Origin of the sequence: Shewanella sp. FJAT-51649, assembly GCF_019457435.1 — a bacterium.
In the GTDB taxonomy this organism is placed as follows: Bacteria; Pseudomonadota; Gammaproteobacteria; order Enterobacterales; family Shewanellaceae; genus Shewanella; species Shewanella mangrovisoli.
Map to the genome: position 1 here is coordinate 3,933,812 of NZ_CP080411.1, position 24,207 is coordinate 3,958,018.

Below are 24,207 nucleotides of genomic sequence, written 5' to 3' on the forward strand. Positions count from 1 at the left end.
CGAAACTCACTTGCAGACTCCCTCTCCAAAGGGATAGGGATTGTGTAAATTTCAAACTGAGAGTTAGATCACGCGCAAAACTTTGATCCCGATCGATTATCCCCGCCAATACCTCTTGTGAGGTATACCCACATTTTTTATCAGGTCTAGACTCACAGTTATCCACATTTAGTTGTAGCGATTGTTATCGCGGCAACTGAGTGAATCTCAAGATAAAGGTACCGCTATGAGTCAGGAATACCATGTCACCAGCCTTGTGGTACATGCCGCCCCTAATGCCTTACAACAGGTTGAGGCCGATATTGCAGCGTTAAAGGGCTGCGATATCCACGCCATTTCACCCGAGGGCAAGTTCGTTATTACCCTCGAAGGGAATAGCCAAAAAGCCATTCTCGACAATGTTGAAGCCATCAATGCCCTGTCCGGCGTGTTATCCACCAGTTTGATTTACCACCAAGTAGAACCCTTAGAACAAGAGAGTGAGGAAACACTATGAGCATTAGCCGCCGCGAGTTTCTCAAGGCTAACGCAGCGGTTGCCGCTGCCACGGCCGTTGGCGTCACGCTTCCCGTGAAAATGGTCGAAGCCGCCGAGTCAGATAGCATTAAGTGGGATAAAGCCCCCTGCCGTTTTTGCGGTGTGGGTTGTAGCGTATTAGTCGGAACTAAAGCGGGTAAAGTCGTCGCCACTAAGGGCGACCCTGAAAGCCCAGTTAACCGTGGTTTGAACTGTATTAAGGGTTACTTCCTGTCGAAAATCATGTACGGCAAGGACAGATTAACCACGCCACTGCTGCGGATGAAAGACGGTAAATACCACAAAGAAGGCGAGTTTACCCCAGTAAGTTGGGATGTCGCCTTCGATACTATGGCCGCTAAGTGGAAACACAGCATCGCCACTAAAGGACCAACCTCAGTCGGTATGTTCGGCTCGGGCCAATGGACCATCTGGGAAGGTTATGCCGCCTCTAAATTACATAAGGCCGGATTCTTAACCAACAACATCGACCCTAACGCCCGTCACTGTATGGCATCGGCCGTGGGTGGCTTTATGCGTACCTTCGGTATCGACGAGCCGATGGGCTGTTACGATGACTTAGAAGCCGCCGACCAATTTGTGCTCTGGGGCGCTAACATGGCTGAGATGCACCCGATCCTGTGGGCACGCTTATCCGACCGCCGCTTAAGCCACAAAGACTGCCGCGTACATGTGCTATCGACCTTCGAGAACCGCAGCTTCGACTTAGCGGACAACCCTATGGTGTTCCGCCCACAGTCAGACTTAGTGATCCTCAACTTTATCGCTAACTACATCATCCAACACAAAGCCGTGAATACCGACTTTGTGACTAAACATACTAAGTTTGCCCTTGGTGTGGATGATATCGGTTATGGTCTGCGCCCAGATCATCCGTTAGAGAAGAAAGCCAAAAACCCGGGCAATGGTAAATCTAGCCCTATCAGCTTCGATGAATACGCTAAGTTCGTCAGCACTTACACGCTGGAATATGCGGCGAAAATGAGTGGGGTAGAGCCTGAAAAATTAGAAACCTTAGCTAAGGCCTATGCCGATCCTAAGGTCAAAGTCATGAGCCTGTGGACCATGGGGATCAACCAACACGTACGTGGCGTGTGGGCAAACAACATGCTCTACAACATCCACTTACTCACAGGTAAAATCGCCACCCCAGGCAACAGCCCATTCTCCTTAACGGGCCAACCTTCGGCCTGTGGTACCGCCCGTGAAGTCGGCACCTTCGCCCACCGCTTACCTGCGGATATGGAAGTGGCTAACGATAAACACCGCGCCATTACAGAAAAACTGTGGCAGGTACCAGAAGGCACGATTCCGCCAAAACCTGGCTTCCATGCCGTGCTGCAAAGCCGCATGCTTAAAGATGGCAAGCTCAACTGCTATTGGACCATGTGCACCAACAATATGCAGGCGGGTCCGAATATCAACGATGAAATTTATCCCGGTTTCCGTAACCCAGAAAACTTTATCGTGGTATCAGACCCATACCCAACCGTCACCGCCATGGCCGCCGACTTAATTCTGCCCACCGCCATGTGGGTTGAGAAAGAAGGCGCCTACGGTAACGCCGAGCGCCGCACCCATATGTGGCATCAACAGGTTAAAGCGCCTGAGGGAGCTAAATCGGATCTGTGGCAATTAGTCGAGTTTTCAAAACGCTTTAAAGTGTCTGAAGTCTGGCCCGCAGAGCTTATCGCTAAAAAGCCTGAATACGCTGACAAGACCCTTTATGAAGTACTGTTTGCCAATGGTGTCATCAACAAGTTCCCGACTACCGATTGTAAGGGCGACCTAAACGACGAAAGTGAACACTTTGGTTTCTATCTACAAAAAGGCATTTTCGAAGAATACGCCGCCTTCGGTCGTGGCCATGGCCATGACTTAGCCGACTTTGACCGTTACCACGAAACCCGCGGCCTACGTTGGCCAGTGGTTGAGGGCAAGGAAACCCTGCGCCGTTTCGTGGAAGGTAGCGATCCTTATGTGAAGGCAGGTGAAGGCTACAAGTTCTACGGCAAACCCGATGGCAAAGCGGTGATTTTCGCCCTGCCCTACGAACCTGCGGCAGAAGAGCCAAATGAAGAATACGATCTGTGGATGTCTACCGGCCGTGTACTCGAACACTGGCATACAGGTTCGATGACCGCCCGTGTACCTGAGCTGTACCGCGCTTACCCCGATGCACAAATCTTTATGCATCCTGAAGACGCTAAGGCCCGTGGTCTGCAACGTGGTGATGAAGTGCTAGTCGCATCCCCCCGTGGTGAGGTCAAAACCCGTGTCGAAACCAAAGGCCGTAACAAACCGCCACGCGGCGTGGTGTTTATGCCCTTCTTCGATGCGCGTCAGTTAGTTAACAAGTTGATTCTGGATGCGACCGATCCACTGTCAAAAGAAACTGACTTTAAGAAGTGTCCCGTAAAAGTGATGAAGGCCTAAGCCCTCATTTGATAGCGATAAGCGTATTTGAAAGCGATTAAGGAGTGCTAAGGTGAGTCAGCAAGTGAAGAGTCCATTCACAGTCAAGCAAGTCAACCGTCGTCAATTTTTGGCAGCGACGGCTAAGGCCGGCTGCGTGATGGGGCTCGTGGGATTAGGCTTGACGGCCACGGCAAAAAGCCAAGGCCAACTCGCCCCCCAAGCTTGCAGACCGCCGGGAGCCCTTGAAGAAAGTGATTTTCTCTCCGCCTGCGTGCGTTGCGGTTTGTGTGTCGAGGCTTGCCCCTACGATACCCTATCGCTGGCACGCTGGTTCGATGGCGCTGCCACTGGCACGCCGTTCTTTACCGCAAGACGCGTTCCCTGCGAAATGTGTGAGGACATTCCCTGCATCAAAGCCTGCCCTTCGGGTGCGCTTGATCCTCAACTTGAGCAAATTAGTGGTGCTAAGATGGGGGTTGCGGTACTGATAGATGAGAAAAACTGCCTTAACTTTAAGGGATTACGTTGTGACGTCTGTTATCGGGTTTGTCCGTTAATCGACAACGCTATCACCTTAGAACGCCAACGCAATCAACATAGCGATCACCACGCCATGTTTTTACCCACAGTCAACAGCGATACCTGCACGGGTTGCGGTAAATGCGAGCATGCCTGCGTGCTCGACACGGCCGCGATTAAGGTGTTACCGACAACTCTGGCACTCGGTAAAGCGGCTGCGCATGACACTTATATCAACACCGAGGAAACCACCTTAGAAATGTTGAATAAGGGGCTGACGTTATGAGTAACAAGTCTATGAATAACCAAACGGTGAACTCAAAAGCTAAGGCTCACATGCAAGGCGAACATGCCGCAGCCATTGCAGAACTCGGTTGGTTTGGCGCACATAAATATTTGCTGCTACGCCGCGCAGTGCAATTTGGCTTATTAGGCCTATTTGCACTGGGGCCACTTTTAGGAATTTGGCTTTTTAAGGGAAATTTATCGGCCAGTTTACTGCTCGATACCATTCCCTTTGCCGATCCACTGGTGAGCTTACAAATGCTGGCAAGCGGGCATACTCCCGAGCTTAGTCTACTGATAGGCGCAGCTTTGGTCATGCTGTTTTATGCCCTCGCCGGTGGCCGGGTGTTTTGTAGTTGGGTGTGTCCAGTCAATCTGGTTACCGATGCCGCAAGCTGGCTCAGACGTAAATTGAACCTTCCTCGCACCAGCGAGTTACCGCGCAATTTACGTTATTACCTGCTGGCACTCGTGCTGTTATTGCCACTGCTCACGGGTAACTTGATTTGGGAATGGGTTAACCCAGTCCCCTTAGTCTATCGCGCCGTGTTATTTGGCAGTCTCAGTGGTTTATGGATCTTAGCGGCGATATTTCTGCTGGATCTGTTTATCGCCGAGCGCGCTTGGTGTGGTCACCTGTGTCCAACAGGCGCCCTGTTTGGCTTAATCGGCAAATGGAGCCCCATCAAAATCGTCGCCAGCAAAGCCAGTGCCTGTGATAACTGCATGGACTGCTTTGCCGTTTGCCCCGAGCGCCAGGTATTAAAGCCAGCGTTAAAAGGGCAAAACCCGGTGATCACGAGCCCAGACTGCACCCAATGCGGCCGCTGTATCGATGTCTGCGCACAACGCGTATTTCGCTATCAAACACGCTTTACGGCCACTCAGGCCCAACTTAGTCCAGGCGATTCGACCGATTGTCAGTCGCCATCAACCACTTCATCAATTCGTCAACACATTGCCCCCAAGGCGGAGAATGACCAATGAAAAAAATACTCACCTTAGCTGCGATTGTATTAGCCATCGGCGGCTGCTCAGGCCAACAAGCAGACACGCAAGCCACCCCCGTAAACATTAAATCCCTCGCCGGCGATAGCGCGGTAACGGATATTCGCCCCGCCGATGCCATGCCCGTCTACCCAAGTCGTGGCAAGGCGTTAGAGCGCAGCTTTACCGACCAGCCACCGCTCATTCCCCATAAGGATGATTACAAAATCACTATGGATAAGAATGGCTGTTTAACCTGCCACAGCTGGGATAAAGCCCCACGGATGAAAGCCACACCAGTGGCGAAATCCCACGTAATCGATGATAAAGGCACACTCAATGGCCATAATTATTTCTGCACCCAGTGCCACGTGGCACAGGCAGAAAACAAGGCGCCTTTAGTCGAGAACAAGTTCTCAAATCAATAACACAGCACTTCCCTGCCCACAAAAGCCACTGCTAAGCCAGTGGCTTTTTATTTTCAGCAATAACACCTCAGCACTAAGCTTTGCCCGCTAAGTATTTAAAGCATTGTGTTAAGAGCGCAGCTAAAACTGAAGAGTTAGACGCAGAAAGTGAAATGCAAGGACTAAACAACAGTGCAATAAGATAGGAGATGAGGGAAAGAAAATGAGTGGGAAGAGAGCGCGAACTATTGAAAAGTAAAAACCCAGCCTAGGCTGGGTTTACTTGTTGTTTTGCTTTATGCAAATCACCCGCTGGAGCCGTTAATCTGGTTTGCACCGCTTTAGCTGTTTGCACATTCTTTGTTTCAGGCATCGCTGCCTGCCACAAAGCACCTACCCATAAACTCGATGTGGATTTCATTGGTTATTTCCCTTTTCTGTTAACGAGCTCAAAGTAATACTTAGGCCATCATCAGTAAAATGAATTAACGCCATACCATGGATTCCATTTAAGCATGAATATTCCAATCAAGACCTTGCAATGTTTTCTGATCCTCGTCGAAACGGAAAACTTCACTCGAGCCGCGGAAAAATGCTTTATCACCCAGCCGACGCTCAGCAAGATCATCCAAAGGCTCGAAGAGAGCTTAGGAGAGACGCTGCTGATACGTAACAATCAAAAGGTCGAGCTGACCCAAGCAGGACAACTGTTTGAGCACAGCGCACGGGAAATTCTCGGGCAATGGCATAGATTGCAGGAGGACATGAGCAACTTAAGCGGACTTAAGACTGGACGGTTACGATTAGGCGTCTGCCCTATGATGAGCAGTTTAATTATCGGGCTGCTGACCAGTTACCGGAAACGCTATCCCGGCGTTGAGCTGCAAATGTATGAATACGGCGGGTTTGGTTGTGAACAGGCGCTGCTGAATAACAGCTTAGACATCGCCTTTACTGCGCTGCCAACCACCCATGAGACCGAGTTGGTTAACCAACCTCTGACCAAATATCCCCTTCTCGCTTGTTTGCCCGATGGGCATCCACTTACCGCTAAATCACACCTCAGCTGGCAGGATTTTGAGCCCTATCCCTTTATTCTCTATAACGAAGATTTTTCCTTGGCTAAGCTAATCAATCGCCTGAGTCGTAAGGCGGGAGTGCAACTCAATATCGCGTTTCGAAGCGGCCAATGGGACTTCCTCGCGGCCATGGTAGAGGCCGATATGGGACTGGCCATTTTACCCGAACCTATTTGCCAAAAACTCAGTACCAGCAAGTTAGTGTTTAGACCCATGCAACCGGCTATGACCTGGGATTTAGCCCTTATCTGGCGACAAAATCTGCCTTTAACCCCTGCGGCCAATGCGTTATTGGAATTGAGTAAACAGAAAGCACTGCGCTAAATCTGCCCCTAAGTTTGAACTAGGGTTAAGCCTTAGTCTGCCAACTAACGCTGCATTTATTCTTAAATTTCACCCATAAAAAAACCGCTGCTAGCCTAGGCTTAGCAGCGGTTTCTATTAGAGGAAGTTAAGAATTACTTCTTAGCTTCAGCAGCTTTACGCTCTTTAACTTGCTCAACAACTTTGTCCGAAACGCTGTTTGGACATGGGCTGTAGTGTGAGAACTCCATAGAGAACTGACCACGACCTGAAGTCATTGTACGTAGAGAACCGATGTAACCGAACATTTCTGATAACGGAACGTCAGCCTTAACGCGAACACCAGTTACACCAGCAACTTGGTCTTTGATCATGCCGCGACGACGGTTTAAGTCACCGATTACGTCACCTACGTTGTCTTCTGGGCTGAACACGTCAACTTTCATGATTGGCTCAAGCAGTTGTGGTTTAGCTTTAGCAATAGACTGACGGAATGCCGCTTTAGCAGCGATTTCGAACGCGATTGCTGAAGAGTCAACTGCGTGGTAAGCACCGTCAGTCAGTTCGAACTCAACGTCTAACACTGGGAAGCCAGCGATAGTACCAGTGTTCATCATGCTCGCGAAGCCTTTCTCAACTGCTGGCCAGTATTCCTTAGGAACGTTACCACCAACAACTGAAGACTTGAACACGAAGCCAGAGTTTGGCTCACCTGGGCGGATGATGTATTCGATCTTACCGAATTGACCTGAACCACCAGATTGTTTCTTGTGGGTGTATTGGTCTTCAACCATTTGAGTAATGGTTTCACGGTATGCTACTTGTGGTTCACCCACGATCAGCTCAACACCGTAAGTACGCTTCAGGATGTCCACTTTAATGTCTAAGTGCAGTTCACCCATACCTTTAAGGATGGTTTCACCTGAATCTTCGTCAGTTTCTACGCGGAATGATGGATCTTCAGCGATCATCTTACCGATAGCGATAGCCATCTTCTCGCTGCCGCCTTTATCTTTTGGCGCTACTGCGATAGAGATAACTGGCTCTGGGAACACCATGGCTTCCAGAGTACATGGGTGCTTAACATCACACAGAGTGTGACCAGTTTGTACGTTCTTCATACCCACGATAGCGATAATGTCACCAGCTTCAGCTGATTCAATTTCGATACGATCGTTTGCATACATTTCGCACATACGGCCGATACGCTCAGTCTTACCAGTTGCACTGTTAAGAATGGTGTCACCTTTCTTCAGGCGGCCAGCATAGATACGTACGAAAGTCAGGGCGCCGAAACGGTCGTCCATAATCTTGAACGCTAATGCTTTTAATGACTCGTCAGCAGAAACGATAGCGTATTCGCCAGTTTCGTTACCTTCTTCGTCAGTTAAAGGTTGTGGGTCAACTTCGTCTGGAGCTGGCAGGTAGTCAACAACCGCGTCTAGAACCAGTTGCATACCTTTGTTCTTGAACGCAGAACCACAGAATGTTGGGAAGAATGCCATAGTACGAGTACCCTTACGGATACAACGCTTCAGGTCTTCAATAGATGGCTCTTCGCCTTCCATGTAAGCTTCCAGCAGATCGTCATCTTGCTCAACAGCAGATTCGATCAGCATTTCACGGTATTCTTCAACTAGGTCAACCATGTCTGCTGGAACGTCAGTTACAGTGAAGTTTTCTGGAATACCAGAATCGTCCCACACGTAAGCTTTGCGAGTTAACAGGTCAACAACACCTTTGAACTCATCTTCAATACCGATTGGCAGAACCATAACCAGTGGGTTAGCAGCTAAAACGTCTTTAGTTTGCTTAACAACGCGTAAGAAGTCAGCACCCATACGGTCTAACTTGTTTACGAAGATGATACGAGCAACTTCAGATTCGTTAGCATAACGCCAGTTAGTTTCTGATTGCGGCTCAACACCACCAGAACCACAGAATACAGCGATACCGCCGTCAAGAACCTTCAGAGAACGGTAAACTTCAACTGTGAAGTCAACGTGTCCAGGGGTGTCAATAACGTTGAAACGGTGATCTTTCCAGAAACAGCTAACAGCAGCTGATTGAATAGTAATACCGCGCTCAGCTTCCTGAACCATGAAGTCTGTTGTTGATTCACCGTCGTGAACTTCACCTAACTTATGGATTTTACCGGTTAGCTTAAGAATACGCTCGGTGGTCGTGGTTTTACCCGCGTCAACGTGAGCGAAGATACCAATGTTTCTGTATTTGGATAATTCGGTCATGATTCAACTTTAATGATTAGTTTAAGAAGTAGACGGAGTATGCGACAAACCACCGACACACCGCACATCAGATTATTTTAGGCGCATATTGTAAATTGGAACCCCGCTCTTCGCAAATGGCTCTTGCAATTTTTCACGATAAAGTCGCGGAAAAAATTAAAAAAAAATAAGAAAAATATGTGAAAACAACTAAATAAAAATTTTTAGCTCATTTATCAATCAATTACTAAAAACCTTAAAAATAAGCGTGTTTTTACTGATATTGATGTTTTCCCATGCTTTAACGGTTCAATAATCGCAAAATTCCAGCCCTCAGACGATGCGCCTATAGGCAATACTCCCGTTAAAATCGGTTCGATGACGCAGGTTTTCTGGGATAAATAGCCGATTTCTGAATGAAATCCGCTATGTACTGAGGAATACAGTCTATTCATCACGCTCGGCACGTACTAGAGGTGCGTCTCATCCACACAAATTTGGTCCCGTCCCAACGCTTTTGCCTGATATAGCGCCTTATCTGCCCGTTCAAAACATGACTGCATGGGCTCATTGACCGCAAGTTTGGCAATCCCAAAACTACAGGTGAGCCGCACATCACCACTGAAATGATAATCTTTGATGGCGTGAGCTATCCGCTGACACAGTGATTTAACGGCATCGAGCGATGTTTGATGGCAGAGGATCACAAACTCTTCCCCGCCCCAGCGCGCCACCACATCGCTTTCGCGCACGCAGTGCTGCAACACCGAGGACAACTCCATTAAAATTTTATCCCCAATCGCATGGCCTAAGGTGTCATTGATCTCTTTAAAAAAATCGATATCTAACATCACCAAGCAAATAGCGCCTTCCATGGAGACAGCGGCGCGATGTTCGTGAACAAACTGGCGGTTAAAGTAATGTCGATTGTAGAGTTTAGTGAGTGGGTCATGGGTGGATAAAAATTCAAGCTCGGCATTACTTTGCTCTAATTGCAGGCGCAAAACCTCAAGTTGCTGGTTTTTATCGGTTAAACGTCGATTGTAACGGCTGATAACATAAGTGCGAGTCGCGAGTAAAAATATCACCAACAAAGTGCCTGCAATGACCTGATAGATAAGCAGATAGTTAGTTTCATCGATAATGGTGATATTGTTCCACTTCTGATAAATCCGGATCCGCTCCAGTTCATCCACATTATCCAATACCTGATTGATGATCGGCAGCAACGCCTCATGCCCTAAGCTCACTCCGACCCGCAGTTCATCCTCAGGGCCGCCCCAGCCGGCAATTTTAAGATGATTGAATCCCGTCTGTTGAATATAGGCATTGACCGAAAACATCGAGCCGACAAAGAGGTCAACTTTTTTCTCGAGCACGGCCTCAAGCCCCGCAGGCTCGCTCGCCACTTTAATGGTGTGGACATTGGGATAGTAATGCTGAATATACTCGGCAAGACGATAGCCATCGGGCACCGCCAAGGTGCGTGAACCGATGTTTTCAAAGCCCTGTAAAAAGGGTTGTTCCTTGAGCGACACTAAAACATTGGGGGAGCGAAAATACACATGGCTGAAATGTAAAAACTGCTCTCGAGTCGCCGTCTTATTGAGTAACGGGGTTAAATCGCAGCGCCCCGTTTGTAGGAAATCTAAGGTTTGTGTCCAAGATGTCGTGGGAACCAAGCTGAACTTTAACGCCGAATGGGCTTCGATATAACGAATATAATCCGACGAAATCCCAACATGTTGACCATCACGAATCGCTTCGTAGGGCAACCAATCGGGGTCGACGCAATAACGCACCAACTGGGTCGCATGGTTAGCGTCTTCAGCAGCATTGAGGTAAGTTGAGGCCAAACGCTCGGCATTTCCAGATAATGGAGAGCATAAACAGAGGAGTAAAACCCAGTATCTGCAACCCATGGCACCTCTCGATTCGACCCGCTATCAATCAGACAAAGTCAAAAAAGTGTATACGCGATATTAAGATAATACCAATAAGCCCTAATTTGAGTATGGAAATAGCCTAAAGGTTTGTCTATGCGGCATTCATTAGGATAAAAAAATACCCACCAATGGGCGGGTATTTCGTTTAAGCGGTCTGCTTTACTGATTAGTCTTCTACGGGCGAAACCACGAAGAGTAAGTCACCTTGAGATACTTGCTGACCATTGCTGTTCAGAATACGCTCGATGCGGTACTTCTTATCTTCTGGGTACAACACAGCGCCTTGACGGTTAAAGCCAGCTAAGTTGACCTGAGAGAACATCTTCATCGCTTCAGTTAACGCAAGCGTCTGATCTGCAGTCACAATATCGCCTTCTTTCACGAAGTCAGGTTCGCCTGGCGCTGGAGAGGTATAGAAGATACCTGCGCCTTGGGCTAATACTTTCAGCTCGTTACTTTCACCAACACGCAGTGACTCAGTGTCTACACCCACGGTTTCGGCAGCAGCTTCCATTTCAGCGATCAGCGCTGGAATGTCGAGCTCAGCCATAAAGCGTGGCAGGTAGTTAGTGTCGTATACGCCTTCTTTGAAGGTGCCATCGCTTAGGATCAGTTTCAGCAATGGAATGTTAGTCGCAATACCTTTGAGTACTACGCTATCTAAGTAAGCGTGCAGTTTCGCGATAACGTCTTCACGGTTTTCACCGCGCATAATCACCTGAGCGATTAAGCTGTCGTAGTATGGCGATACTTCTTTACCCGCTGCGGCAATCGAGATGATTTCCACATCTGGATGATCTGGGAACACACATTCGGTGATCTTGCCAGGATTTGGGATCAGTTGGAGTACACCATGGCTGTCCAGGGCGGCTTTTTCTGCAGTCACACGCACTTCCATCGCATAACCGATTTCTTTCGGCTCGAGGTTCTCGATTGAACGACCCGCAGCGATATCAAACTGCGCGCTCACGATATCGATACCAGAAGTCGCTTCCGTTACTGGATGCTCTACCTGCAGACGAGTGTTCATTTCCATGAAGTACACTTCGTTCGCATCTAAGTTATAGATGAACTCAACTGTACCTGCGCCCATGTAATCGGTCGCATCACCTAAAGCACGGGTGTAATCCAGCACTTGTTTCTTCAGTTCTTCTGGCAGCATAGTTGAGCCAGATTCTTCGACCACTTTCTGGTTGTTACGTTGTACAGAACAGTCACGTAAACCCAGCACCTTAGCGTTACCGAACTTGTCACGCAGTAACTGCACTTCGATATGACGCAGTGAGGTTACATATTTCTCTAAGTACAGGTCACCGTTACCAAAGGCCGCAGCCGCTTCGGTAGAGGTTTTTTGGAATAAACCAATCATATCCTCAGGACGTTTAACGACCTGAATACCTTTACCGCCACCACCTTGTACCGCTTTGAGCAGCACTGGGTAACCAATTTCATTGGCCACGTTCACCGCTTGCTCAGCGTTCGTCAGAATGCCGTGTGAACCTGGTACTACTGGTACGTTTTGGCTTTGTGAAGTCTTAATCGCGTTCGACTTGTTACCCATAGTCGTCATTGAATGCACGCTAGGACCAACAAAGTTAACGCCATTGTTCACACACAATGCCGCAAATTGTGGGCTTTCAGACAGGAAGCCGATACCTGGGTGCAGTGCGTCAACTTGCTCGTATTCGGCAACTTTCAGTACTGAGTAAGCGTTCAGGTAACTTTCGTCAGAGGTGTTACCCCCTAAGCAGACTAACTTGTCTGAGTCTTTCAACATATCCGCAGGTACGGCGGTCATGTCAGGATCTGACGCCACTAATACCACGTTGATATCGTTATCGTGAGCCTTACGGATCAGCTTAACAGCGGTACAACCACGGGCATGAACCAATACTTTGTTAATTGGTTTCATTAACTTACGAGGGTCGTTTTGAACAATCACTTCTTCTTCAACAGGCGCTTCAACAACCAGTGTTGATAGGGCGTTGATGATCACGTCATTGATCTTCGCCGTTGGCATTGGCATCAGAGGATCGATGCTCGCCAATTGATTATCTAAGGTTTCGCTGAATGGGTTGTGGACTAAGCCCGCCATTGCACCTGGTACTTTCGACAAGTAGTTAGACAGTGTCGAAGTCGAAGGCAAATAAGCTGGAACCACCATCTGACCCGCGAATGGCATGTTAGTACCAGACAGGTAATAGGTTTGCACTAATGGGTGAGTCACGAAACTCGCCTGCGCACCACCGGTACAGTCACCAAAACCAAACATCAGTACTGGCAATTCATTATCACGGATGAAACGAGTGATACGGTCGTTCACAACAGCCATTGAGAACAGTGCCGCTGCACCTTCTTTCGTTTGCATACCGCCTGAGCTGATAAAGCAAACAACAGGTAGCTTACGCTTAGCACACTCGATCAGCAGCGCAGAGAATTTCTCGGCACTCGCCATGTCGAAGGCTCCAGCTTGGAATGCGGTGTTAGACACAGCCACACCCACACGGACTTTTTGACCTTTTTCTTTAAAATCAGCAATACCCGTGATCAGACCGCAAGGACGAATGCCTTTGTCTAACGCATCTTCGATTGAGAGACGGAAACCTGGGAAGTTAAGCAAGTTGGCCGACATTTTGTCGCCATTAATCTCTTCAAAATGAGTGAAGAATTGCTTAATCACATTTTCCCATGTCATCTTGCCGGTACGTTTTTCGTCACGTAATACTTTTTGGATCAGTAAGTCCTGATAACCCATGGTCAAGCGGTTCCAGAAGTCCTTACGACGACCGATACGCACAGGGTTAATCGCGCCAGTGTACTTGCTGTTATCGCTTTCACTGTCGAAGTATTCAGGCAGTAAACGCTCGAAGAAGTAAGTCAGGATAACGAATAAACTGTCGTTAAGTTGTGGGAAGCCCACACTCTTCCACTGCTCTACACGCACCAATAAGTCAGCACGGTTAGACTGGCCCATAAAGTACTTAAGCCACTTGTAGAATTTCGCTTTATCGTTAGCGGTATCCTGAGTCGACAGCGCATGGTCAATTGACTTGTGCAGCAGGTTGTTCACTGAATTGCGCGACAAGCTCTTCGCCATCATGGCTTCTTTCGCGATAGACGCTAAGCTGCCCACAACGTTGTCGTACAGTGAGTTAAAGATCAGGATGTTATGACATTGCCAAATGAAGTCTTCACGCAGTTCGTCGTTCACAACCACATCGAGCACAGTCAGTTGATTCAGTTCAGGCCACTTGGCTTGAGTCACTGACTTTGGCAGATTTTCAAGGTGCTGGATTAAGCCCTTGAAGTTGTTTGCCGCATTGCTCTTCCAGCGGTGATATAGAGACCAACCGATGTTAAATAACAGCGCCTTGCGTGCTTTTTTGTAGTTCTCTTTTGGTTCACCCAAAATCAAACGCGTCAGCATGTTACGCTCGGTAGATACTTCATCGCGCTTAGCAATAAAGTTCGCCCACAGTTTGTTTAGATCTTCATCGTAAACCAGCTTATCAGGGCTTGATAACCAAGCTTGGAATACACGGTCTTGCTCTTGCTGGATACGAGCTAACAAGTCACCTTCAGGCACGCTAACACGTGACAAACGTCCGTATTGCTCCTGAGAGATTGAATGAATGCGGCTACGCAGCGTTAAATAACGCAGGTAACGGTAAGCACTACCAAACAGGTTGTGATGGTTAGTTGGGCTTGTTGCCACAGCCAACTCTGCGTTTAACTCTAACGCCATCAGGTTTTTAGATGGGTTAAGGAAACGCGCTAAACTACGGTCATAGTGCTCACGTAAATCTTTAGATTCACGCACAAAGTTGATGGCTGCACGTTCAACAGCTTCGATACTGCTGATGATAGCGCGGCGTAAATTGTGCTGACGCTCGTCACGATCACCTGGTGAGAAATCGATGATGCCATCGATACAACCCGCAGTGTAAAGCTCTTCTGGAGACACGCCCACAGACTTAGCACATTCCTGCCATGACAGATTGTACTTACGTGCAATACTTTGCAGACCTTGTGGTTGAATGGTGTTGAAAATACCATCGCGCAGCGATAACAGGATGTTAGCAGCCGCTAATGGAATCGCGCCGCCCGAGTAACCCGCACCGATAACGATACCGACTGTTGGCACGTCAACGTTGGCACTCTCAGCGATCGCCTTAGAAATAGAATGTGCTTGGTTTTGGCTGTTGGCCACTTCGCCCGCATCGGCCCCAGGGGTGTCGATGAGGTAAACGATAGGCATAGACAATTCGGCAAAGTGACGAATTGCTTTACAGGCCGCGTAGTGATGCTCAGGCATCCAGGCGCCGTTAGCCGTGGTACGCTCTTGGGCAATAAAACCGATACGACGAGTACGTGAACCGAAATTCAGCTCGACCTCAGCGCTGTAGAAAGAGCCCAAGTGAGTTTCGGTAACCAAGCGACCTTTCAGGTCAGCAATGATACGTTTCGCACCAGGACGACCTTTATCTTGGGTCGGCTGGATCACTTTTGCGACGTAACCATCGACATCTAACGATGCCAAGTCTTTTAAATTTGCCTGAATGGCATCATCGTTTAAAAGACCTTTAATTTCTTCTGATAAGCTCTGTTTACTGTGTTTAGGAAACAGAGAAAAATCTTTTGCCAAATGCTCGGCTTGTAAAAAAAGCGGATCGGGCGTTTGGGCTTGAGTCATGTGTGTGGGCTGATTATTGCTGGTCATCAAAAGATCCTCTGCTTTAGCCTCTGAAAATTTTTAGCCAATAAATATAACTTTGTTATCCCGCCAAATGCCATTAAACTGCATAAGACGCTATGTTCCAAATATGAGACAGTGGGAAAAACATGCCAGATTTAAACGGTATGATGCTATTTGCAGCCGTAGTTAGAGCGAAGGGATTCTCCCAAGCTGCACGTGAAACCGGCCACCCAAAATCCACCATAAGTCGCAAAATCGCGCAGCTCGAAGAAGAACTTGGCGTGCGATTATTACAACGCGACACCCGCAACTTAAGCCTGACTCAAGTCGGGGCCCTCTTTTATCAACACTGTGATTCCATTCGCAATGAGGTGGAAGCGGCCAAGGCGGTTATCGAGAGTACCCATGATGATGTGTCAGGATCATTACGGATAGCTATTCCAGTCTCTTTTAGCCAAGAATTAATCGCTAACCTCTGTAGCGGATTCATGCGTTTATATCCCAATGTGGAATTAGATGTCCAGTTTACCGACAACGATATCGGTTTAGTGGGTGAAGGATATGACATAGCTATCAAATATGGGCCACTGCAATCCTCTGATCTTGTTGCAAGATTACTGTTTGAGCGCCAACCGATTCTCGTGGCAAGCCCAGCCTATTTAAAAGCCCGAGGCACGCCTGCAACGCCAAAGGAATTAAGCGAACACAGTGGCATCCTACTCGGGACATCACGCTCTGCGCCCATTTGGCCCCTAGGTAAAGGGGCGCGTAAGACCATGGTAAATTTTCAACGTAAGGTTAGGGTTAATAGCCCGATAATGGTCAAGCAGTTAGCCCTCGATGACTTTGGTATTGCCATGCTATCCAACTCCGCCTGTAAGACGGAATTGGCGAATGGTCAACTGGTGCCCATACTGCAAGAATGGCCGATTGAGCCCTTTAAGGTCTACGGGGTGTATTCCAGCCGCCGCCAATTAGCCACTAATATCAGTGCCTTCTTGGACTTTTTCGTCAAACGCTTTAGTAGCCAAGAAAGCCTGCAATCCTTGATGGGCTAGACGCTTTATCGCAGCGGTCTTCTCCTTTCATTACAACGCCTCGCCTTTACTCACACCACCATTGTGAACAGCTATTTTCAGGGATAACAAAAAGCCTAGCGAATTGGCTAGGCTTTTTGCGTTTAGAAATAAAATGCTAGTGCTCAGGCTGAAGGTTAACGCACAGAGCTTAAGTCGATTTGGCCTGACTGAATGAAATATGAGCCATTAGGTATAAGCGCATCGAGCATGAGCATTTTGTCCATATAACTTTACAGCTTATATGACGGCTATTTCACTAAAATGCGCCGCTAACCACTTCTAGGGAATAATTTTTTCCTGTTTCAACACTTCTTTCGTAATGGTTTGACGCAGTCCTAAACCATCCGAGGTTGGCATATCCATATTGGTCGCGAAGAACCACACATTATCATCGAGTTCGACCCAACCCACCCACCAACCGATTTTCGGCTCAACTCTAACCGAATAACCAGTCTTCGCCCGAATAATATAATCGGCATTCGCCTCGGTCAGCATGGCTTGTTTAACGATACGCTGACTACGCTCCGAGACATGCAACTTGTTATGGTACAGCTTGCGTAAAAATTCGATTTGCTGGATGGCCGAAATCCGAATGCCACCATCGAGCCAAAAACTGTCTAAATTGCCCGAAATATCCTCATTGCCATAATCGAAGGCATGCAGCATCTTATTCATACGTGCTTGGCCGATTTTGCGAGCAAATTCTTGATAAACAGGCACAACCGAATATTTCATTGCGGTAATTAAGTCATGGTCGCGGTTCCAGGCGGCGATATCCCGCGTCTGTCCATCCCATTTAAAGACTTGGTGCTCATCCTTAACCACACCTAAATCGAGTGCAATCAAGCTATTGGGAATTTTAAAGGTCGATGCGGGTAAAAATGCTTGGTTCGCCCGTTTAAGATCGTTGGTATAACCCTGCTGTTTATTCTCGTTCCAGAGCACAACCACGCCTTGGGTTTTATGTTCCGTAAAGTGAGTATTCCAACTCTGAGTTTCTTGCCACTCCTTTGCTTCCGCAGGCATTCCGATAATCGATGCCACTAATAACACAGCCGATAAGGCTAATGCACGCATAACGTCCCCTTGCTCAAGGCAATAAATCCATGAAAATAAGGCGTTAAGGTTACCACTGTCTCGGCCCGCTTTCCCTAGCAAACTGCTGACCAATTGTGGCAGAAAAAAGGCACGCAGCTAAAGCGAGAGATTGCCAATGCTTGCAGTCAACGAAACGAACTCACAACCTAAAAACGCCACTTAGATAACATCTATATACAAAACAGGAATAAGATCCTCGAATCACTTTAGGTAAACTCTTATACTCAAAGCAATCATTGTGACTTTTTGGCATAAGTTACATCCGCTCTAGGATGAAGCAAACCAGAACGCCTTAGGAACATCGCCCTTTTCCAGCAAAATAAGTGATTAAAATAAAAAGGAAACGCCAATGTTAAAGCCCAGTCTCGCTTTTATCCTCGCCAGCACAGTGGTGCAAACCGCAGCTGCAGTACAACTCCTAGGAGATGTGGAAGTTTCCCGCATTCCCACCGCTGAAAAAGTCATGGCTGAGGTGGTCAATCGCTATCAAGCCTTGGATGAAGGCTTGGCTAATCAATTATCTGCACAAAAGAATGAGCGCGATGCAACCCAACTTGCCGCGCGCCAAGGACACAGACTGTGGCAACAGGCGGTGCGTGATGTGCAGTCAGGGCACTTTGACGACAGATCCCTCTATTGGGCTCGGCTCTCAATGTTAAATAGCATCAAGAGTAATAGCGCTAATTTCAAAATGGCCGATTGGCAACAGCAGATTTTAGCCAGCGCCGTCGAAAAGGCATCTCGCGGTTTCAGCGATATCCAATACGATGACGATGTGCAGGTGAAAATCTTCCTGACGGGATTCGACCCTTTCTTCCTCGATAAAGACATCAGCCAGAGTAATCCTTCGGGTTTGGTTGCCCTCGCCCTCGATGGTTTTAGGTTTGATATCAACGGCAAAAAAGCCCAAATCGAAACCGCGATGATCCCAGTGCGCTTCGAGGATTTTGACCAAGGCATTATCGAGTCGCTACTCAGCCCAATTTATCGCGATCCTAAAACCCAGTTTGTTTTTACCGTCAGCATGGGTCGAAATGACTTTGATATTGAACGCTTCCCGGGCCGTAACCGTAGCGCCGCCGCGCCGGATAACCAAAATCTGTACACAGGAGGGAGCCAAACTGCGCCTGTCGCCCCAAAACTCAACGGTAAAGACTTTATCGGCCCTGAGTTTGTTGAATTTTCACTGCCCGTCGCCGCCATGCAGGTCAAAGACGGCCAATGGAAAGTTAACGACAACCATACAGTGACGACTCTAGCGCGAGGCGAATTTAATGCCAGCTCCCTAAGCGAGCTGCAAAGTGAAACCTCGGTCGAAGGCTCTGGCGGTGGTTATCTCTCTAATGAGATATCCTACCGCGCCATTGTGTTACAGCAAAAGTTCAATAGCCCTGCCAAGGTTGGCCATATCCACACCCCAAGGGTGAAGGGCTACGACAACGCCACCGAACAAGCCATTGTCGAGCAAGTACGCACTATGGTGATGCAGGCCGCTGCGAGCCTGTAACAGGCACAATACTGGTATTGTCGGCAAGCGTTGGTTATGATGCGAACGCTTGCCCAAACGCTTGTCGAGCCACCTTGAATAAGGTTTTTGGGCTCGTAAAATCCTAATCGATGCCTTGCGATAGCGAGAGATATTGTTTACCTGATGCTTTGCCGAATAAGAGTTAACGCCTAAGTCTATGTTTAACCCGAGATCCCTACTCAATAGCCTGCGCCGTAAAGCCATCTCACCCGCGAGTATCACCACATCGACTGCGGCCAATACGGCGAAAGCCAACACGTCCCAACGCCAGCCAAAGCCACTGACACCACTGCAGCAACAAATTCTGGTACGCATCGAAGACTGTTATCAGCAGGCGGAAATCTACTTTAAGCGTCCATTTGCGCGGCCGCTGACCCAATTTACCCTGCGGGGCAGGAGTGCTGGCACGGCGCATTTGCAACAGAATCGCCTGCGCTTTAATCCCGTATTACTCAGGGAGAATAGCGAAGCCTTCTTAGCCGAAGTGGTGCCCCACGAAATCAGTCATTTACTCTGCTTTCAACTCTTTGGCAAAACCAAGCCCCATGGCCGCGAGTGGCAATCCATCATGCTCAAACTGTTTAAAGTGAGCCCCAATACCACCCACAGTTTCGATACTCAGTCGGTTAAAGGGAAAGACTTTGAGTACCGCTGCGCCTGCGGCCCAGTTAGGCTGAGCATCCGTCGCCACAATAAAGTGCTGCGTGGTGAAACCCGTTATCTGTGTAAACGCTGTCATACCCACCTCACCTTTACCGAAGCCGCCGAATAATCCGCCATACACCAAATCCTTGGCCAAAAGTACGAGCGATTTGCATAAGGCGCGGTATTTCCCTTACCATTCAGACATAAGAGACGAGCCACAGGCTCGCGTAGTACAGATTACTTTTTGGGATAAATATTGAACAACACCAAGATAGCCTTAAGGTCTCGGCAAGCCTTGCTGTGCCTATTCAGTTGGCTGGCGGTTTCGGCCTCAGTCCACGCCTCTCCTTCACACCCCAATAGTTTTAGTCAAGCCAAGGTCTTGTCCCAATCTTTATACAAAGGCAGCCGTCAGGGCACCTTGCCCGCGGTCAGTTTTTATTGTGGCTGTGATATCCAAATAAAGGGCAAATCCTGGAAGCCAGATCTCAACAGCTGCGGCTATCAAGTGCGTAAACAAGAGACCCGCGCCAACCGCATCGAGTGGGAACATATAGTCCCTGCATGGGAGTTTGGTCACCAATTACAATGCTGGCAAAAGGGCGGCCGTAAAAACTGCGCCGATAACAGTCAAGAATTCAATAAAATGGAAGCGGACATGCACAATCTGGTGCCCGCGATTGGTGAAGTGAACGGCGATCGCAGCAACTTCCGTTTTAGCCAATGGAACGGTAAGGCCGACCAATATGGTCAATGCACTATGGTCATCGACTTTAAGAATCGCCAAGCCCAGCCGCCCGCTAATGCCCGAGGCAAAATAGCCCGCACTTACCTGTATATGCAGCAAACCTACGGCCTTAAAATCGCCTCGCAGCAATTAAAATTGTTCAAAGCATGGGATAAAAGCTATCCAGTTGATACTATTGAATGCAAACGCGATAACGCCATAGCGCAGATCCAAGGTAATCATAATCCCTTTGTGCAGAATGCCTGCAATGCGCCGCCACTGCGCCAACAATTAGCCGAATAAGGTCGACAATGAGAGTTCCAAGAATTTATCAACCTCAGCCATTAGCCGTAAATCAACAGCTGAATTTAGATGAGGATGGCGCAGCCCATATAGGCAAAGTGTTGCGTATGGGCAGTGGTGAGCACATTAGCCTGTTTAATGGCGATGGTAATGATTATCTTGCCGAAATTGTCGATGCGGGTAAAAAGTCGGTCACGGTAAAAGTGTTGTCCTGTGAGGCTAATCCATCGGAGTCACCCCTCAACCTGCATTTAGGCCAAGTGATTTCCCGCGGCGATCGGATGGAGTTCACCATTCAAAAATCCGTTGAGCTAGGGGTGAATACCATTACACCGCTATTTTCTGACCGCTGCGGCGTCAAGCTCAATGGTGAGCGTCTCGAAAAGAAAATTCAGCAATGGCAAAAGATTGTGATCAGCGCCTGTGAGCAATCCGGCCGTAGCCAAGTGCCTATCGTTCGCCCCGCCATGGAATTACAGGAATGGTGCAGCGAACCGACCAGCGCACTCAAACTCAACTTGCACCCAAGGGCGGCGCACGGTATCAATGGCTTAGACTTATCCCATACCCGTGTACGCCTGCTGATCGGCCCCGAAGGGGGATTATCGGCGGAAGAAATAGCCATGACGGAAACCTACCAGTTTACCGATGTGTTACTCGGCCCCCGAGTGCTGCGCACCGAAACCGCCTCACTCACGGCGATTACCGCGCTGCAACTTAGATTCGGTGACTTAGGTTAAATCTAAAATGGTTAAACGCCAGCGGGTAACACTGGCTGGCGAATCGATTACTGGCTACTCCATAAATGCTTTTTGCCTGCGACGGCAATCAATAAGGAACAGATTAATGATAAAACTCGGCATAGTGATGGACCCCATCAGTGAGATCAACATTAAGAAAGACTCCAGTTTTGCCATGCTAATGGCGGCGCAGGAAAGGGGTTACCAACTGTTTTATATGGAAATGGCCGACCTCGCCATGGTCAACGGTGTTGCCATGGGCAATATGCGTCCATTAAAGGTTATCAATGATGCCAATAAATGGTTCGAACTGGGCGACGCCCAAGACACGCCGCTAAGCGAGCTGAACGTGGTGTTAATGCGTAAAGACCCGCCGTTCGATACCGAATTTATCTACGCCACTTACATGCTAGAGCGCGCTGAGGAGCAAGGCGTGCTGATTGTGAATAAACCGCAAAGCTTGCGCGATGCCAACGAGAAACTATTCACCGCATGGTTTAGCGAATTTACGCCAGAGACCATAGTGACCCGCGATGCCAACCGCATCCGCGCGTTCCACCAAGCCAAGGGCGACATTATCCTCAAGCCATTAGACGGCATGGGCGGCACCTCGATTTTCCGCGTGAAGCAGGACGACCCTAACCTTGGGGTGATCATCGAAACCTTAACCCAATATGGCAACCAATACGCCATGGCGCAGGCCTTTATTCCTGAAATCACCAAGGGAGATAAGCGCATTCTGGTGGTCGACGGTGAGCCCGTGCCCTACGCCTTAGCGCGTATTCCGAAAAAAGGCGAAACCCGCGGTAACTTGGCTGCAGGCGGCAGCGGTGTTGCCCAGCCGTTATCGGACTCTGATTGGAAAATCGCCCGCGCCATTGGCCCTGAGCTGAAAAAACGCGGTCTGATTTTTGTGGGTCTGGATGTGATTGGTGACAAGCTGACCGAGATTAACGTCACTAGCCCAACCTGTATCCGTGAAATCCAAGCGGCATTCGATGTGGACATCACTGGCATGCTGTTCGATGCCATCGAAGCCCGTCTTGCCCAGTAAGCTTGTACACCTACAAGATAATATTATTCATTGAAGGCGCCCACAGAGCGCCTACGACTTCTAGGGATCTGATATGAGTTTCACCAAAGCGCCACTGTTATTGCTTGGTATGAGTGTATGGCTCTCCACCTCTGCATTGGCAGTTGAAGCAGGAGCGAATGAGACTGGCCCAGTTAAAGCCCCCTCACGCCCCAAGAATATTGTGATCATGATTGGCGACGGCATGGGGCCTTCCTACACCAGTGCCTATCGTTATTACAAAGACAATCCAGATACCGAAGAAGTCGAACAAACCGTCTTCGACCGTTTATTGGTTGGCATGGCGAGCACTTATCCTGCTAGTGTCAGCGGTTATGTGACCGACTCGGCCGCCGCCGCGACCGCCTTAGCGACTGGAGTCAAATCCTATAACGGCGCTATATCGGTCGATACGCAAAAACAGCCATTGCCCACCATACTCGAAAAGGCCAAAACCTTAGGCTTGAGCACGGGCGTAGCGGTCACGTCGCAAATCAACCATGCCACGCCAGCGGCTTTCTTATCCCACAACGAGAGCCGTAAAAATTACGATGCGCTGGCATTAAGTTATCTTGAAACCAACGCCGATGTGTTTTTAGGTGGCGGGCAAAAATACTTTCCCCCAGAGCTGTTAGCCCAGTTCACCGCCAAGGGCTATCAACATATTACCCGTTTTGACGATCTGGCCAGCATTACCCAGCCTAAGGTCTTAGGTTTGTTTGCCGAAGTGCAACTGCCTTGGGCCATAGATGAAAAAGATGCTAAAAAACTCAGCACCTTGACTCAAAAAGCCCTCAGTTTATTGTCGCAAAATGAGCAAGGCTTTGTGCTACTGGTCGAAGGTAGCCTTATCGATTGGGCGGGACACAACAATGATATCGCCGCCGCCATGGGTGAAATGGATGAATTTGCCAATACGATTGAAGTCGTCGAGCAATTCGTACGCCAAAATCCCGATACCTTAATGGTGATCACCGCCGACCATAACACCGGCGGGTTATCGATTGGCGCCGATGGTAACTACAACTGGAATCCAGAGATCCTGCGTAATATCTCGGCCAGCTCAGATACCTTAGCTCAAGCAGCCCTTGGCGGTGATACTTGGCAAGCCGACTTATCCCGCGGTTTAGGCTTTGAATTGACCGAAGAAGAAGTGGCGAAGTTAAATGTTGCCAGAATGCAGGGCTTAGATACCATGGCCGTTGCGATTCGCCATGTGATTGATAAACGCACCGATACGGGTTGGACGACCGGCGGCCACACGGGGACTGACGTGCAAGTCTTTGCCGCAGGCCCAGCCTCTGAGTTATTTAACGGTCATCAAGACAACACAGATATCGCCAATAAGATTTTTAGCCTGTTACCTAAGCCTAAAAAGCCAAAAGCCCCCGCACAGGTATCTACTCCAGCTCCAGCACCAGTGCAGCCTCAGGGCTAATTTGCTGCTATTGGCTAGGGATAAGAGTTAGCCCACGCGAATATCGCACTGGCTAACAGAGAAAAGGCAACCGTGTTTACACAGTTGCCTTTTTTATTGGCTTTCATTTCGCACCGTTCGAGTGAGCGCAGTGTTGCAACATCCCTTAAGTCGGCGGCATGCAGGCTGGCTC

The 24,207-nt window shown here is 48.6% G+C and carries 18 protein-coding genes; 13 read left to right on the forward strand and 5 right to left on the reverse strand.

All coding sequences use genetic code 11. The features are described 5' to 3' along the window. Positions 1-226 precede the first annotated feature (226 nt). The 5 genes from K0H59_RS17285 to napB are packed head-to-tail and all read left to right on the forward strand — an operon-like array spanning position 227 to position 5,174. A complete protein-coding gene (locus tag K0H59_RS17285) occupies positions 227-496 on the forward strand; it encodes a chaperone NapD (protein ID WP_220053827.1) in 270 nt (89 codons plus the stop codon). Continuing rightward, positions 493-2,973, forward strand: a complete 2,481-nt coding sequence (napA, locus tag K0H59_RS17290; protein ID WP_220053828.1) for a nitrate reductase catalytic subunit NapA — start codon at positions 493-495, stop codon at positions 2,971-2,973. Before K0H59_RS17285 ends, napA begins: the two co-directional genes overlap by 4 nt. A 52-nt stretch (positions 2,974-3,025) precedes the next feature. Then, a complete protein-coding gene (gene napG / locus K0H59_RS17295; RefSeq protein ID WP_220053829.1) occupies positions 3,026-3,760 on the forward strand; it encodes a ferredoxin-type protein NapG in 735 nt (244 codons plus the stop codon). Continuing rightward, a complete protein-coding gene (gene napH / locus K0H59_RS17300) occupies positions 3,757-4,746 on the forward strand; it encodes a quinol dehydrogenase ferredoxin subunit NapH (protein WP_220053830.1) in 990 nt (329 codons plus the stop codon). Before napG ends, napH begins: the two co-directional genes overlap by 4 nt. After that, complete coding sequence (gene napB, locus K0H59_RS17305) at positions 4,743-5,174, forward strand: nitrate reductase cytochrome c-type subunit NapB (protein ID WP_086902827.1); 432 nt, start codon at positions 4,743-4,745, stop codon at positions 5,172-5,174. The genes napH and napB overlap by 4 nt, the downstream gene beginning before the upstream one ends. 247 nt (positions 5,175-5,421) lie before the next feature. Here the strand turns inward: napB and K0H59_RS17310 are convergent, their stop codons facing one another. Continuing rightward, on the reverse strand, positions 5,422-5,574 hold the full coding sequence (locus tag K0H59_RS17310; RefSeq protein WP_220053831.1) for a hypothetical protein: 153 nt from the start codon (positions 5,572-5,574) through the stop codon (positions 5,422-5,424). A gap of 94 nt (positions 5,575-5,668) precedes the next feature. Here K0H59_RS17310 and K0H59_RS17315 point away from each other — a divergent pair, with 94 nt between their 5' ends. Next, the gene (locus K0H59_RS17315; protein WP_088210210.1) at positions 5,669-6,556 is read left to right on the forward strand and encodes a LysR family transcriptional regulator; all 888 of its coding nucleotides are present in this window, start codon (positions 5,669-5,671) and stop codon (positions 6,554-6,556) included. A 134-nt stretch (positions 6,557-6,690) separates the two neighbouring features. Here the strand turns inward: K0H59_RS17315 and fusA are convergent, their stop codons facing one another. From fusA to K0H59_RS17330, 3 genes are all read right to left on the reverse strand, one after another. Further along, positions 6,691-8,784, reverse strand: a complete 2,094-nt coding sequence (gene fusA / locus K0H59_RS17320) for an elongation factor G (RefSeq protein ID WP_088210209.1) — start codon at positions 8,782-8,784, stop codon at positions 6,691-6,693. A 449-nt stretch (positions 8,785-9,233) separates the two neighbouring features. After that, positions 9,234-10,685, reverse strand: coding sequence for a diguanylate cyclase (locus tag K0H59_RS17325; protein ID WP_220053832.1), 1,452 nt, complete (start codon positions 10,683-10,685; stop codon positions 9,234-9,236). 190 nt (positions 10,686-10,875) lie between these two features. Beyond that, positions 10,876-15,429 (reverse strand): biotin carboxylase N-terminal domain-containing protein, encoded by a 4,554-nt coding sequence (locus K0H59_RS17330; protein ID WP_126511888.1) that lies wholly within the window; start codon positions 15,427-15,429, stop codon positions 10,876-10,878. A gap of 122 nt (positions 15,430-15,551) precedes the next feature. Between K0H59_RS17330 and K0H59_RS17335 the strand changes: the two genes are divergently transcribed. Next, complete coding sequence (locus K0H59_RS17335) at positions 15,552-16,463, forward strand: LysR family transcriptional regulator (RefSeq protein WP_011621492.1); 912 nt, start codon at positions 15,552-15,554, stop codon at positions 16,461-16,463. A gap of 300 nt (positions 16,464-16,763) precedes the next feature. Here K0H59_RS17335 and blaOXA read toward each other — a convergent pair whose 3' ends face one another. Further along, on the reverse strand, positions 16,764-17,561 hold the full coding sequence (gene blaOXA / locus K0H59_RS17340; RefSeq protein WP_208660096.1) for an OXA-48 family class D beta-lactamase: 798 nt from the start codon (positions 17,559-17,561) through the stop codon (positions 16,764-16,766). A 370-nt stretch (positions 17,562-17,931) separates the two neighbouring features. Here blaOXA and K0H59_RS17345 point away from each other — a divergent pair, with 370 nt between their 5' ends. The 6 genes from K0H59_RS17345 (at position 17,932) to K0H59_RS17370 (ending at position 24,035) form a co-directional block, all read left to right on the forward strand. Next, positions 17,932-19,089 carry a hypothetical protein gene (locus K0H59_RS17345; RefSeq protein WP_220053833.1) on the forward strand — a complete coding sequence of 386 codons (1,158 nt, stop codon included), beginning with the start codon at positions 17,932-17,934 and terminating at the stop codon, positions 19,087-19,089. Between the two features lie 178 nt (positions 19,090-19,267). Further along, positions 19,268-19,882 carry a SprT family zinc-dependent metalloprotease gene (locus K0H59_RS17350; protein ID WP_220053834.1) on the forward strand — a complete coding sequence of 205 codons (615 nt, stop codon included), beginning with the start codon at positions 19,268-19,270 and terminating at the stop codon, positions 19,880-19,882. Between the two features lie 126 nt (positions 19,883-20,008). After that, the gene (gene endA, locus K0H59_RS17355) at positions 20,009-20,785 is read left to right on the forward strand and encodes an endonuclease EndA (RefSeq protein ID WP_220055628.1); all 777 of its coding nucleotides are present in this window, start codon (positions 20,009-20,011) and stop codon (positions 20,783-20,785) included. Positions 20,786-20,793: 8 nt separating this feature from the next. Then, positions 20,794-21,525, forward strand: coding sequence for a 16S rRNA (uracil(1498)-N(3))-methyltransferase (gene rsmE / locus K0H59_RS17360; RefSeq protein ID WP_220053835.1), 732 nt, complete (start codon positions 20,794-20,796; stop codon positions 21,523-21,525). A gap of 106 nt (positions 21,526-21,631) precedes the next feature. Beyond that, positions 21,632-22,579 carry a glutathione synthase gene (gene gshB / locus K0H59_RS17365; RefSeq protein ID WP_023266854.1) on the forward strand — a complete coding sequence of 316 codons (948 nt, stop codon included), beginning with the start codon at positions 21,632-21,634 and terminating at the stop codon, positions 22,577-22,579. A gap of 73 nt (positions 22,580-22,652) precedes the next feature. Continuing rightward, positions 22,653-24,035 (forward strand): alkaline phosphatase, encoded by a 1,383-nt coding sequence (locus K0H59_RS17370; RefSeq protein ID WP_220053836.1) that lies wholly within the window; start codon positions 22,653-22,655, stop codon positions 24,033-24,035. The last annotated feature ends 172 nt before the right edge of the window (positions 24,036-24,207 follow it).